This window comes from Streptomyces sp. NPDC054872 (genome assembly GCF_053610705.1).
In genome coordinates this window covers 40,292-53,382 of the sequence record NZ_JBSGYY010000029.1, presented here as the reverse complement: position 1 = coordinate 53,382, position 13,091 = coordinate 40,292, and the positions used below count along the sequence as shown (strand labels likewise).

The 13,091-nt window shown below is 72.1% G+C and carries 13 protein-coding genes; 4 read left to right on the top strand and 9 right to left on the bottom strand.

Going from position 1 to position 13,091, the window contains the following annotated elements:
* Positions 1 to 18 precede the first annotated feature (18 nt).
* The 8 genes from ACWGIH_RS29790 to ACWGIH_RS29755 all read right to left on the bottom strand — a co-directional run bounded on the left by ACWGIH_RS29790 (position 19) and on the right by ACWGIH_RS29755 (position 8,529).
* Positions 19 to 1,320, bottom strand: a complete 1,302-nt coding sequence (locus ACWGIH_RS29790) for a cytochrome P450 (RefSeq protein WP_453449835.1) — start codon at positions 1,318 to 1,320, stop codon at positions 19 to 21.
* Complete coding sequence (locus tag ACWGIH_RS29785; protein ID WP_453449834.1) at positions 1,317 to 1,979, bottom strand: GTP-binding protein; 663 nt, start codon at positions 1,977 to 1,979, stop codon at positions 1,317 to 1,319. Before ACWGIH_RS29785 ends, ACWGIH_RS29790 begins: the two co-directional genes overlap by 4 nt.
* Positions 1,957 to 2,319, bottom strand: a complete 363-nt coding sequence (locus ACWGIH_RS29780) for a DUF742 domain-containing protein (protein WP_453449833.1) — start codon at positions 2,317 to 2,319, stop codon at positions 1,957 to 1,959. Before ACWGIH_RS29780 ends, ACWGIH_RS29785 begins: the two co-directional genes overlap by 23 nt.
* Positions 2,316 to 2,762: a roadblock/LC7 domain-containing protein gene (locus ACWGIH_RS29775; protein ID WP_453449832.1), complete on the bottom strand. Its 447-nt coding sequence runs from the start codon at positions 2,760 to 2,762 to the stop codon at positions 2,316 to 2,318. Before ACWGIH_RS29775 ends, ACWGIH_RS29780 begins: the two co-directional genes overlap by 4 nt.
* A complete protein-coding gene (locus tag ACWGIH_RS29770; protein WP_453449903.1) occupies positions 2,759 to 4,360 on the bottom strand; it encodes an ATP-binding protein in 1,602 nt (533 codons plus the stop codon). Before ACWGIH_RS29770 ends, ACWGIH_RS29775 begins: the two co-directional genes overlap by 4 nt.
* A 233-nt stretch (positions 4,361 to 4,593) precedes the next feature.
* Positions 4,594 to 6,042: a 3-hydroxybutyrate oligomer hydrolase family protein gene (locus tag ACWGIH_RS29765; protein ID WP_453449831.1), complete on the bottom strand. Its 1,449-nt coding sequence runs from the start codon at positions 6,040 to 6,042 to the stop codon at positions 4,594 to 4,596.
* Between the two features lie 82 nt (positions 6,043 to 6,124).
* Positions 6,125 to 7,645, bottom strand: coding sequence for an extracellular catalytic domain type 1 short-chain-length polyhydroxyalkanoate depolymerase (locus ACWGIH_RS29760; RefSeq protein ID WP_453449830.1), 1,521 nt, complete (start codon positions 7,643 to 7,645; stop codon positions 6,125 to 6,127).
* A 359-nt stretch (positions 7,646 to 8,004) separates the two neighbouring features.
* Complete coding sequence (locus tag ACWGIH_RS29755) at positions 8,005 to 8,529, bottom strand: flavodoxin domain-containing protein (RefSeq protein ID WP_453510264.1); 525 nt, start codon at positions 8,527 to 8,529, stop codon at positions 8,005 to 8,007.
* Between the two features lie 464 nt (positions 8,530 to 8,993).
* Here ACWGIH_RS29755 and ACWGIH_RS29750 point away from each other — a divergent pair, with 464 nt between their 5' ends.
* The 3 genes from ACWGIH_RS29750 to ACWGIH_RS29740 all read left to right on the top strand — a co-directional run bounded on the left by ACWGIH_RS29750 (position 8,994) and on the right by ACWGIH_RS29740 (position 11,021).
* On the top strand, positions 8,994 to 9,842 hold the full coding sequence (locus ACWGIH_RS29750) for a universal stress protein (RefSeq protein ID WP_453442667.1): 849 nt from the start codon (positions 8,994 to 8,996) through the stop codon (positions 9,840 to 9,842).
* A gap of 73 nt (positions 9,843 to 9,915) precedes the next feature.
* Complete coding sequence (locus ACWGIH_RS29745) at positions 9,916 to 10,560, top strand: hypothetical protein (protein ID WP_453442669.1); 645 nt, start codon at positions 9,916 to 9,918, stop codon at positions 10,558 to 10,560.
* Positions 10,557 to 11,021: an RDD family protein gene (locus tag ACWGIH_RS29740; RefSeq protein ID WP_453442671.1), complete on the top strand. Its 465-nt coding sequence runs from the start codon at positions 10,557 to 10,559 to the stop codon at positions 11,019 to 11,021. The genes ACWGIH_RS29745 and ACWGIH_RS29740 overlap by 4 nt, the downstream gene beginning before the upstream one ends.
* Positions 11,022 to 11,054: 33 nt before the next feature.
* Here ACWGIH_RS29740 and ACWGIH_RS29735 read toward each other — a convergent pair whose 3' ends face one another.
* Positions 11,055 to 12,467, bottom strand: coding sequence for an MFS transporter (locus tag ACWGIH_RS29735; protein ID WP_453442673.1), 1,413 nt, complete (start codon positions 12,465 to 12,467; stop codon positions 11,055 to 11,057).
* 199 nt (positions 12,468 to 12,666) lie between these two features.
* On the opposite strand from ACWGIH_RS29735, the gene ACWGIH_RS29730 reads away from it, so the two are divergent.
* Positions 12,667 to 13,086, top strand: a complete 420-nt coding sequence (locus ACWGIH_RS29730) for a DUF7144 family membrane protein (protein ID WP_453442675.1) — start codon at positions 12,667 to 12,669, stop codon at positions 13,084 to 13,086.
* Positions 13,087 to 13,091: the final 5 nt, after the last annotated feature.

The window sequence follows — 13,091 nt, the reverse complement described above, 5'->3', positions numbered from 1 at the left end:
GGCGTGCGGTGTGTCCGGTCAGAGCACGGCGTGTGGCTCGGACGGGGCGGGATGCTGTGACAGGACCGGGGCGGTGAAGCGGACCGGCAGCGAGGCGAGTCCCTTGCTCCAGGGCGACTTGATCCACTCCAGGTCGGCCTGCGGGATGGCCAGCTCGAGGTCGGGCAGCCGGTGGCGGATCGTGTCCACGGCGGTGCGGGTGATGAGCCGGGCCGGGTCCTGGGCCGGGCAGATGTGCGGACCCGCGCCGAAGGCCAGGTGCGAACGGTTGCCCACGACCGGGGCTCCGTCGTCCGGCAGGATCTGCGGGTCCGCGTTGGCACCGGCCAGGCCGAGGATGAGCATGTCGCCGGTGCGGATGGACTGCCCGCCGAAGGTCATGTCGCGGGTGGCGTAGCGGGCGGGGAAGTTCTGCGTGGGCGGGAAGCGCCACAGGACCAGGTCGAGCGCGTCGTCCACGCTGAGGTGGCCGCCGGTCAGCGACGAGCGGAACTGCGGGTCGCAGAGCAGGATGCGCAGGGTGGTGGCGATCCAGTTGACGGTGGTCTGGTTGCCCGCGACGAACATGACCACGAGGTTGTGCAGGACCTCTTCGTCGGTGAGCCGGGCCGGGTGGTGCAACAGGGCCGAGGTGATGTCGTTGCCGCGGCGGCGCCGCTTCTCCTCGATCAGCTGGAGCAGGATCGCGCCCATGCGCTTGCTGGCGTCGGCGGAGGCGCTGGTGGCGGCGACCGTTCCGGCGACGGCCTCCACCAGCTGCCGCCCGGTCCGGTCGTCCACGCCGAGCAGCGCGGTGATGACGCGCATCGGCAGCTTGCGGGCGTAGTCGGCCACCAGGTCGGCCTCGCTGCGCTCCGCGAACGACACGATCACCTGCTCGGCCTCGGCCCGTACCGTGCGCCGCAGTTCGTGGCCGTTGATCCCGGCGAGCGCGGCGGAGACGGCGGCGCGCATCCTGCGGTGCTGCTGTCCGTCGGCGAACAGCAGGGCGGGACGCCAGCCGACCATGGGCAGGATCGGCGAGTCGGCGGGCACCCGGCCTTCCCGCAGCAGGCTCCAGCGGCGCGGATCGTGGGAGAAGTCCTGCTCGTCGCGGGTCAGTTGCAGCAGTTCGCGGTGGCCGATGACGAGCCAGGCGTCCACGCCGGGGGCGATGGACACGGGTGCCACCGGCCCGTGAGCGCCGCGCAGTTGCTCGTACAGGGCGGACATGGCGTCGCCGTCGAGATGGGGTCCGTAGAGCGCGGTCGTCGGTGCCGGGGCTCCGGAGACGGGGCAGCGGGTCGGCGGCGGCCCGGCGGCGGCGTGGGGCGAGGTCATGAGGGCTCCGTGGCCATGTGGATGAGGTGCTGGACGAGGGCGATCAGCGCCCGGACGGAGGACGCGGGGTCGCGCGCGTCGCAGGTCACCACGGGGGTGCCGGGCAGCAGGTCGAGCGCGGAGCGGAGGTCGTCCACGCTGTGCCGGGGGCTGCCGGGGAAGATGTTGACGGCCACCGCGAAGGGCAGCCCGAGCTCCTCCAGGTTGCCCAGGGCGTCGAAGGACGCCTCGAGGTCACGCGTGTCCACCAGGGCCAGAGCGCCGAGCGAGCCCTTGGCCAGGTCCCGCCACGCGGGCAGGAAGCGCTGCTGGCCGGGGGTGCCGAACAGGTAGAGCACCAGCTCCCCGTCGATGGTCATCCGGCCGAAGTCCAGGGCCACGGTCGTGGTCGTCTTGCCGCTCGCCACGACGGTGTCCACCCGGGCGCCGGCCTGGGTCATGACGGCCTCGGTGGACAGGGGTTTGATCTCCGAGACCGTGCCGATCAGGGTGGTCTTGCCGACCCCGAGCGGTCCGACGACGAGGATCTTGGCGGCGCCCGCGACGCTGGAGGTGAGGTACTTCCCGGACCCGGGCCCGGCGGCGGCCCCGGCAAAGCCGGGCGGGCGCGGGGCTCCGGACGCGGGGGACGGCGCGTCAGAGGCGGCTTTCGAGACCATGGAGGACCTTTCTGAGCATGGTCACATCGGTGTATTCGGCCGGGGGCACCGGCGGGCGGGTCACGATGAGCCCCCATTCGAGGAGATCGCAGAGCAACGCCTGGACGACCGAGGGGGGCTGCCCGATGTGGGCGGCCACCTCGGCCACCGAGAGGAGCCCCTGGCAGTGCGCCAGGATGGTCTGGTGCTCGGGCTGGAGCGACGCGGGAAACGCCGCGTCCGTCGCCATCACCAGGGACTCCCAGGCCAGTGCCTCGGTGTCGGCAGCCGCCCGCCCGCGAGTGATCACGTACGGGCGGATCGCCGAGGCCGTCGGCTCCTCCGGCCGGGGACCCGTCATGACGCCGCGGTGGCCGGATCCCGCGGCTGGCTGCTCAGGTGCGAGCCGATCTTCACCACGAGCAGCTGCATCTGCTGGGCCACCAGGCCGACATCCGCCTGCAGGTCGGTGGCGACCCCCAGGTGCGCGCCGACACCGGCGTGCGTGAACAGCACGAACCCGTGGTCGGATTCCAGCATCAACTGCCGTACGCCCGCCCCTGATCCGAAGAGCAGCGAGGTCGTGGACCGGCCCGTCATGGTCATCGCCGCACAGGCCGCGGAGAGGGACTCGGCTTCGGCGACGCTCAGCTCGGACACCGGGCCCGAGAGATCCTCCGCGGACGCGTGTCCGAGTCGCAGCCCGTCCTCGGACACCACCACGCTGTGCCGGACCCCAGGGATCTCGATCAGCGGGCGGAGCATCCAGCCCAGGTCGGGAAGGGGGGTGATGATTCCGGTCACTGCCGGCCTCCGTCATGCTCGTCAGGGGTGGGGAGTTGAGTCGATGGCGCGGTCGGCGGGGATGCGGCCGGCGGGTTCGCCTCACGCGCCGCGGGCTGATCCGCGTCGAGGGCAGCGCGGCCACGCAGCGATCCGGACACCACGCTGGCGATCGACGCGCGCGCCGCCTCCGGCGTCCAGGGGGTCGCGGGCGGGGCCGCAGGCGCCTGCCGGTGCTCCGGGACCGGCAGGCGGGGAGCGCCCGTGGCCGGCTGGCGCCGGTTGCGGCGCTTGGGCAGACCGGCCGGCGTCTCGCGCGTGGCAGGCACCGCCGGTGCGGCTGGTGCGGTCCGTACGGGCGACTCCGCGTGCTCGGCGGGATGGTGCTGTTCCTGCGGCTCGTGCTGTTCGTGCGGCTCGTGCCGTGCGTGCTGCACGTCGGCGTACTCCGGTGGTCCGACGGGGGCCGTCGGCTGCCGGGCGGGAACCGGGGCGGGCTCCGGCTCCGCGGGCTGCTGCGGGGTCCGGCCGCCGAGGCGGTGAGATCCCGTGAGCTGCGAAGGGGGTTCGGTCAGCAGGCGGAACGGCACGAACGTCACCGCACGTGTACCGCCGTAGGCCGACGCCCCGCTCAGTTCCACGTTGAAGCCGAGCTCACGGCTCCAGCGGCCCACGCAGGCCAGGCCGAGGCGTGGCACCGCGCCGAGCCGTGCCAGGTCCTGGTCGTCGCGGAGTTGACCCATCGCCCGGTGCAGGACGTCCGGGGGCATCCCGAGTCCGGCGTCGTCGATCTCCAGGACCGCGCCCGCGCCCACCTCGCGGATGGTGACGACGACTTGGGAGCGCGAGGGCGAGAACACCGTGGCGTTCTCCAGGAGTTCGGCGATGGCGTGCATCAGCCCTTCGACCGCGGGCGGCACCGCGTACAGCGTCTGGCCGCCGTGCACCTCGATCCGGCTGTACTCCACGATCCGCGACTGTGCGCCGCGTACGCAGTCGTAGAGCGAGACCGGCCGTGTCTCCCTGCGGGCAGGCCAGATCCCGCACATCACGAGGAGCGTCTGGGCCTTGCGGGTCATCTGCGCGGCAGCGTGGTCGGCCTTCATCACCTCGCCCATGAGATGCGGGTCGTCGATGGAGCGCTCGACCCGGTCGAGGACCTGCTGCTGCACGGTGGCCATCGCGTGCATGGTGCGTGCGACGGACTCGAACGCGGCCTGCACCGAGTCGCGCAGGCCGCGCTCGCGGCGCACCGCCTCGTCCGACCCGAGTGCGACGGCCACCGCGGAAAGGGCCCGTGAGAACTCCTCACCGGTCTCCGTCGGCGCCGCCAACGGCCCCGGCACGCCCTCGAGTCGCTGCCCGGCGCGTACGCGCTCCGCGATCGCCGGGAGCCGCACACCGGCGAGATGCGCGACTTCGGCCTCCCGGGCCGCGGCGAGCCGCTCCTGGCGGGTCCGGTCGGCGCGCTCGGCGGACAACTGCCGGACGAGCACGAGGACCCAGGCGAGCAGCAGCACCGCGACCGCGGCGCAGCCGCCGGCCAGGACCTGCCGCCACTCCGCCGCGGCGTCCAGTGCGGCGAGCACCGCGCCCGCGATCGCGAGGATCACGGCCATCAGCCAGACGACGGCCTCGCGTCCCACCGACCCGCGCTTGAGACGGCTCACCACGGCCTACTTGCCCCGGCAATCCTGCACACCTTCACCACGACGAACGAACCCTCCCCGAACGCACCGAACTCCCTTACGAATGGGGAGCGAGGCGATCTTAGGTCAACTCGGCGTTTTTTGGCTGGCCGTTGAGGAAGCCAGGCTTCCGGCGGGCAGGTCCCGGCCGTGCTCGGGCAGAATTACCGCCCGGAAAGAGGGCAGCGGGCGAGCAGCGACGCCGGGTCGGCGGTGCCCGGACGCGGCACGGTCCGGCTGGGCGGGGGCTGCTTGCCGCGGCCTGTCCAGTCCTCCATCGCCTCGAAGGCGGAGCGGTGGCAGGGCACCAGGGGCCGCAGTCTGTCGGGGTAGGTGTCGACGAGGGAGTCGACGTGCGTGCCGTCCTCGATGCGGTAGTAGCGGAACAGACCGCCACGGCCGGCGTCGCGCACCATCTTCGCGTAGACGTCCGAGTCCTTGCTGATGGGCAACTGGACGTCGAGGGTGCCGTGCACGGTGATCAGCGGTTTGCCGATGCGTCCGGTCAGGGCGATCTTCCGCACGGCCTCGCGGACTTCCCGTGGCCGGGACGCGTACGCGTAGTCGGCGTCGCACGCCGGTGTCCCCGGTGCGCAGAAGGGGGTTCCGGCCTCGGTCGCGCCGTCGTATCCGGGGTCGAGTTCCTCGCGGTAGATCCGCTGGGTCAAGTCCCAGTAGACCTGGTGGTGATAGGGCCACAGGAACTCCGAACCGGCCGGGAAACCGGCGGCGAGCATCTCCTGACGGGCCTTGTCCGCTGCCTCGCCTCCCTGCGCGTACGTCGGATAGGCGCGCAGGGCGGGCGGCAGGAAGTCGAGCAGGTTCGGCCCCTCGGACCGCCACAACGTGCCTTCCCAGTCCACTCCCCCGTCGTAGAGCTCGGGATGGTTCTCCAACTGCCAGCGCACCAGGTACCCGCCGTTGGACATGCCGGTGGCCAGCGTGCGTGCGGCGGGGCGGTGGTACCGCTGCGCGACCACGGTCTTCGTCGCACGGGTGAGCTGGGTGACGCGCTCGTTCCATTCGGCGATCGCGTCGCCCGGCCGGGCCCCGTCCCGGTGGAAGGCGGCGCCGGTGTTGCCCTTGTCGGTCGAGGCGAAGGCGTAGCCCCGGGAGAGCACCCAGTCGCCGATCGCGCGGTCGTTGGCGTACTGCTCACGGACCCCGGGTGTGCCCGCGACGACCAGGCCGCCGTTCCAGCGGTCGGGCAGGCGGATGACGAACTGCGCGTCGTGCTGCCAGTCGTGGTTGGTGTTGGTCGCCGAGCTGTCGGGGAAGTAGCCGTCGATCTGGATGCCGGGCACACCGCGCGGTGTGGCGAGCCCGGTGGGGGTCAGCCCCGCGTAGTCCGCCGGATCGGTGTGGCCCGAGGAGACCGTCCCCGCGGTGGTCAACTCCGCCAGGCAGGAGGTCTTCTGGCGTTCGGCGCCCGGCACCTTCAGCTTCGCCGACGACGCACAGTGCCCCCCGCCGGCTCCGGCTCCGGTTCCTTCGGGCTGTCCGGCGGCGGCCGGGACCGCGCCGAGCGTGACCAGCAGCGTCGTCAGGGCGAGGGCGCCGCGGAACGACCGGGCCGGGCGCCTCCGAAGGGGCAGGCGGGGCACACGGGACATGCGTCTGGGCGGATCTACGGCGGGCACGGCTTCCTCCGGTGGGCGTGTGTGCGTACGGCGGCTGCGCGGAGCGGCGGCGGTCTCAGGGGCAGGTGCCGTCGGCGATGACGTAGTGGCCGACCGGTGACTCCTTCAAGGTGTGCGTGACGGCGACGTTGTAGAGACCCATGTTCTGGTTCGAGCCCTTGGCGTAGGTGTGGCCGCCGCTGGTGGTGGCGCGCCCGGCCTGGACATGCTGGTAATTGTTGGCGGTCCAGCACTTGGCCGCGGCGCCCGTGGTGGAGGCGGTGACCTGGGGTGATCTCGCCCCTTCCGTCCCGTCCGCGTCGCGGGCGGCCACGCTGTAGGTGTGGCCGGTGCCGGGCGTGAGGCCGGTGTCCGTGAACGGCGGGCCGGTCGGTGTGGCGACACGGGTGCCGTCCCGGTAGACGGCGTAGGAAGCGGCGCCGGTGACGCCGTTCCAGTTCAAGGTGACGGATGTGTCGGTCGCGCCGGTCGCGGCCAGACCGCTCGGAGCGGGCAGTCCGCCGGGGTCGGGGGCGGAGCCGTCCAGGCCGAAGAAGCCGGTGATCCAGTGGCTGGAGCAGATGGAGTCGATGAAGTTGGCCGTCCCGGTCGCGCCGCACTGGGTCGCGCCTGTTCCCGGGTCGACCGGGGTGCCGTGGCCGATGGAGGGAACCCGGTCGACCTCCACTGCGACGGACCCTTCCGCACCGAGGTACTGCTCCCTGCGGGTCGAGTTGGGGCCGATGGTGGAGGTGCGGTCCGGGCTCTGGTCCAGGCCGTGGACGGCCGTCCACTGGTCACGCAGTTCGTCGGCGTTCCTCTTGGCGACAGTGGGGTCGTTGTCCCCGTGCCAGATCGCCACCCTCGGCCAGGGCCCCGTATAGCCGGGGTTGGCGTCACGCACGGCCCCGGCCCAGGCCGAGGGGGTCCGGTCGACGCCGGGGTTCATGCAGCTGTACGCGGAGAGCACGTCGTCGGCGCAGCCGTACGGGAGGCCCGCGACGACGGCGCCCGCCTCGAACACGTCGGGGTAGGCGGCGAGCATCACGGACGTCATGGCGCCGCCGGCCGACAGGCCGGTGGCATAGGTCCGTTCGCCATCGGCGCCGTAGGCGGAAGCGACGTGGCTGACCATCTGACGGATCGAGGCGGCCTCGCCCTGTCCGCGTCGCGTGTCCCCGGGCTGGAACCAGTTGAAGCACTTGCTGCTGTTGTTGGCGGAGGTCTGCTCGGGGAAGACGAGCAGGAAGCCGTGCCGGTCCGCGAATGTCGTCAGGCCGGCGTTGTCGGCGTAGAGCTGCGCGCTCTGGCTGCAGCCGTGCATGGCCACCACCACGGCGGGGTTCGCCGTCAGGGTCGCCGGCCGGTACACGTACATGTTCAAAGCGCCGGGGTTGGCACCGAAGGTGCCGACTTTCTCCAGGGCCGCGGCCGCCTGCGCCGAGGGCGCGGGCGCGAGCACCGCGGCGGTCACGAGCAGGCCGACCACCGTGGTCACGCGCCCCAGGGCCCTGCGCCACTTCCCCGCCCTTCGTGTCACGCGGGGAGGGCATCCCGCGGACGGCTGCGGATCGAGGCGTCTCTCGTACGACGGCATGGCGGCTCCCGACGGAGGGCGGCGCGGTCTCCGGTGCGGATCACGCGTCCCCAGGGCTCGTCCACGCCGCCTGCTGCGGGCCTGGACGCTGGGGTGCGGGCAACCGTAGGAGCCACCGTGACCGGGGCAGAATGGCGGCGGACGCCACAACGCCGTCAACTGCCGCTGGTGTCAGCCCTGTTGTCGCCCCGGCCGCTTCCGTGTTAATGGCGTCGCCTTGGCCCGATGGCTGTGCAGGCCCTGGTTGAGTTCGCGCAGGACCGCCTCAAGGAGGCTGCGTGTGCCGCCCAGGACGGAGTCCGTGCGCACGTCGGAGGCGGGCGGGCCGGAGCCGCCTCTATCGGTCGTGGCCCGCGACGTCACAGGCCCGTGTCGGAGCTGTCGGCGAGGACGAGCCTGCGGTGGATTTGTTCCGCCCATGTGTCGACGGCCTTCCAGTCCCGGTGGTCGCCGTACCGTCCGCCGCGCGCCCGGAAGGCCAGATGCCGCCACCGCGGGACGTGATCGCGGTGGACGGCCCCCGCCAGCATCTGGTGCTCCCGGGGTCGGATGAGGGAGCGGATCCCCGCGAGCTGCCGGGGCTCGGCGCGGCGACGGCCGGGCCACTGACCCGCGTGGGCCGGCACGCCGACGCTGTAGAGCCATGTGGGATGCGTGGCCAAGGTGCTGGGGTGGCTGCGGATGAAGTCGGTGGCCTGCGGCAGCCAGGCGCCCTGGTGCACGGCGCTGCCCAGCACGAACGCGTCGTAGCCTCCGGTCCTCTGTTCCGCCACCAGCGGCACGATGACCGCGATGTGCCCGCACTCCGCGAGCCGGGTCGAGAGGCGTTCGGCGATGCCGTGGGTGGAGCCGTGCACCCCGGCGTATCCGACCAGGATGTTCATGCCGCGGCTCCTCTGCTGCCGTCGGCCGCCCGCTTCCGGAGACGTGACATCCAGGCTCTCCCACTGTCGGTTGAAAACAGCACAGAAAGACAGAACGCCGAGGTCTGGGGCTTCCGTCACCATAGATCCGGTCAAGAACGTCGAACAGATGTCTACCGGCCACAGTGGTCACCCGCACCGACCGGAAGTCGACGCGGCCATGGGAGGCCGTACGGCCAAGCCGTGACGCGGCAGTACGGCGATGCGGTGATGTGGGACCGCCGGGGGCACGCCGGAGCTGGTGGCATGTAAGCGAGCGCGCCTCTTGGGCCGTCGGCCACGTTTGGCCCCGACCCGCCCGGGAACTTTGCGTCTGCCCCACGACGGCACTGCCACCACGCCGTCCGCGCCGCTGCCGTCCGCCAGACCATGGCCGACACCCGCTCCTCCCGCCACGCCCCGATCGCAACGCAGAGGTGCGCACCATGTCCATGCAGCAGACCATCACCGCCGGCGTCGACGGCTCACCCGCGAGCCTGGACGCCGCCGACTGGGCAGCCCACGAAGCCCTGCGCCGCGACGTGCCCCTCCACCTCGTCCACGCCAGTGCCCCCTCGCCCGAGCGCAGCCGCCTGCCGGAGACCGACACCCCGTACGACCGCGGCGCACTCGGCCGCGCCGTCCTGCGCCTGTCGGACACCCATCCCACCCTGCGGATCCTCGACGAGGAGGTCATCGGGTCACCGGTGGGCGCGCTTCTCGCGGCGGCCAGTTCGTCGTCCCTGCTCGTGGTCGGCTCGCGCGGCGCGGGCGCGATCATGGGAGCGCTGGTCGGCTCGGTCGCACAGGCGGTCGCGGCACGTGCCTCCTGCCCCACCGCTCTGGTGGGAGCGGGGCACCGCGTCGAGAACACCCACCAGGGTCCGACGGACGCCCCGGACCACCCGGTCGTGCTCGGCATCGACCTGGCCCGCCCCGGCGACGAGCTGCTCGAGTACGCCTTCGACGCGGCGGCGTCCCGCCAGGCACCGCTCCATGTCGTGCACGTCTGGACCGCCCCCCTGGTCCCCTCGGCCGACGCCATCGACCCCATGCCGGAGAAGGAGCAGCAACTGGCGGCCGAACTCGCGCCTTGGCGGCGGAAGTTCCCCGGGACGCAGGTCACCGACCTCCTCGTGCACGGTCTTGCGGGCCACCATCTGGTCAAGGCGGCCTCGGCGGCCTGCCTGCTGGTCATCGGTCGCCGTGTCCCGGTCGGACCGCACCTCGGATCGGCCGCGCACGCCGCGATCCACCACGCCAAATGCCCGGTCGTCGTCGTGCCGCACTACTGATGGACCTTCCGCCGGGGGTGACTCACCCGCGGCGGAGGATGTCAGGGCCGCCGATTACCGCTGCGCTCACCGGATGGCTGAAGAAGACGCATGGGGCCCGGTGGCGTTCGTCACCCGGCGGGCACGGAGTGTGCTCGGCATCGTGGATGAGGCAGCGGGCACAGTCGTCCGCGTGCTGGCGGGAGCGGTTCTCGACCGCATCGACCTGGACGCCCTCGTGTCCCGCGTCGACGTGAACCGGATCGCCGACCGGATCGACGTGGGGCGGATCGCCGAACGGGTCGACGTGGACAGCGTCGCGGACCGGGTCGACGTACGCCGGGTCGTCGCCCGGGTGGACGTGGAGAGCGTCGCCGACCGTATCGACGTGAACCGCGTGGCCGACCGCGTCGACGTGGACCGCGTCGCGGACCGGGTCGATGTGGAGCGGGTCGCGGGCCGGGTGGACGTGGACCGGGTCGCGGGCCGGGTCGACGTCGACGCGGTGATCCTGCGGATCGACCTGGTGGGACTCACCCGTGACGTGCTGTCAGAGATGGATCTCGGGCGGGTCATCCGCGACACCGGGGGCGGGATGGCCGCGGAGACCGCCGACGCGGTGCGTCTGCTCGGCAGGCGCGGCGACCGGGGCATCAACCGGTTCAGCGACCGGCTGCTCCGGCGTGCCGGGCCGCCGCGGGTCAACGGCGCCGGTCCTCCACCAGGGCCCCAGCAGTGACCGAATCGCGGGTCGGCGCCGGACCCGAGCAGGCCGGGGCCGGACCCGAGCAGGCCGGACTCGTCTCACGCGGGGTCGCGGCGATACTCGACGTGCTGGTCCTGGCCGCCATCGGCCTCGCGGTGCAGGCGGGCGCAGGCTGTGTGCGACTGCTGCTCACCGGGCCGCCGTTCCGGTTCCCCGACCTTCCCGCCTGGCTCACCGGCCTTTCGGGTTGGACCCTGGCCGTCCTGTACTTCGGCTGCTCGTGGGCCGCCATCGGGCGCACGGTGGGAGACCGGCTGATGGGGCTGCGCGTCACCGATCGCGCCGGCACGCTTCTCGGGCTGCCGCGCTCCCTGGTGCGTGCGGCCCTGTGCGTCACGTTCCCGCTGGGGTTGTACTGGATCCCGCTCAGCCGACGCCGCGCGTCCGTCCAGGACCTGCTGGTCGCCAGCACGGTGCGCTACGACTGGCTTTGACCCACCCCGCCCGCGGGGCCGGTCCACGCGCCCTCACCCGTGCCGGGTGGGGGCCGGCTTCCGGGGCAGCATGGCGGCGGCCCCGAATCCGCCGAGCCCGACGACGGCCAGGACCACGAGAGCCACGGCGTACGGTCCCGCGGCCGGTTCCGCGACGAGGATGGTGCCCGCGATCGCGGTGCCCACCGACGAGCCGAGGTTGGACACACTGCGCGAGAGCCCGGAGATCTCCCCCTGCTGATCCTCGGGGAAGCTCGACTGCACCACGTTGACCGAGGGCGTCAGCATCACCCCCATCCCCAGCCCGACAAGCAGCAGCCCGGGGACGAAGTGCCAGGCGCTCGGGTCTCCCTGAGACAGGGTGAGCAGCACTCCGATGCCGCAGACCGTCACGGCGAACCCGGCCATCATGAGCGTGCGTTGCTCACGCCGCCTCGCGAGGCTCGCGGCGGCGAGCGAGGACACGAGCAGGCCCAGGGTGGAGGCGCTGAAGATCACGCCGGTACCGATCGCGTCGTACCCGCGGACGACCTGGAGGTACGCGGCCACCACGAACGACACTCCCATGAGCATCAGCCACTGGGTGTGCTGCGTGATCAGACCGAGGTTGGACGTGCGGTCGTGGAACAGCGCGGTGCGCAGGAGCGGTTGGGAGCCGGCGCGCTCCTTCGCCCGTACCCAGCGGAAGAAGGCCACCAGCACCGCCACGCCGACCAGCAGCAGGACCCCCATCAGCCAGCCGTTCTCGTCGGCGGCGAGTATCCCCATGACGACGAGGACAAGACCGGTGGCGGACAGCACCGCGCCGCCGGTGTCGAAGACGCGGTCGGGGTCCGGCGGGACGGGGTCTTCGATGCGGCGGGCCAGGATGAAGATCACCGCGACCACCAGGGCCTGGAAGACGAAGGCCGCCCGCCAGCTGATCGCCGAGGTGATGAGGCCGCCGATCAGCGGGCCCGCGGCCGCACCGACGCCGCCCATCGCCATGATCGCCCCGAAGGCACGGGCGCGGTCGGCCGTGTTGGTGAACAGGAGCGTGGTGAGGATGTAGACGGGTGGGATGAGCAGGGCGGTGCCGACACCCTCCAGGATCGAGTTGCCCAGGATGAGGATGCCGAGGCCGGGTGCCACCGCGCTGAGGAGGGCGCCGATTCCGTACACGGCCAGGCCGACGAGGAGACAGCGCTTGCGGCCGTAACGGTCGGTCAGGATGCCGCCCGGAATCATCAGCGCCGCCATGACCAGCAGGAAGATGGTGATGGCGGTCTGCACGCCCTGCACCGTCGTGTCCAGGTCCTCGCTGATGTCCTGGATCATGACCGTCATGTTCGAGCCCGCGAAGCTGCAGATGAACTGCGCCAGGGCCAGCGGCACCAGCACCTGACGCGGCCCGGCACTCTTCTTCTGCCGGGCGTGTGCTCCCTCTGGGCTGGACGGCACGGACATCGCCTCGCCTCCTGTTGCCTCCCGTTGACGGGGGCCTCCCGTTGGCGGGTGCCTCCCATGGGCGGGTCGGCGTCGGCCAGCCTCGTGGGAGGCCTGCCGCGCGGCGTCACCCTCGGAGGGTGACGACCGGGGGCCCCGGTCGGGGGCAACACTCAGGGCAACGCGGTGCAACCGGCACCCTCGGTACGGAGGTCCTGTCATGACCGCCTCGACGACCCAGCACCATCCCCCCAGCACCAAACAGACGGCGGCCGCCGGTCTGACCATCTTCGCGGGGGTGTTGTTGTTCCTCTCCGGATCCATGGACTTCTGCCGGGGTCTGATGGCCGCCCTCGAGGACGACGTCTTCCTGCGCACCCCCGGCTACACCTTCGAGTTCGACCTGACGAGCTGGGGCTGGATCCACATGGCCATCGGCACCGTTGCCGTGGTCGTCAGCTTCGGCCTGTTCGTGGCCGCGACCTGGGCCAGGATGACGGGCATCGTCATCACCTCACTGATGATCATCGCCAGCTTCCTGTCCCTGCCCTACCACCCCCTCTGGTCCATCACCCTGATCGCGATGGACGGGTTCATCATCTGGGGCCTGTGCGTGGTGAAGAAGGACACCGTCTACTGACCGGG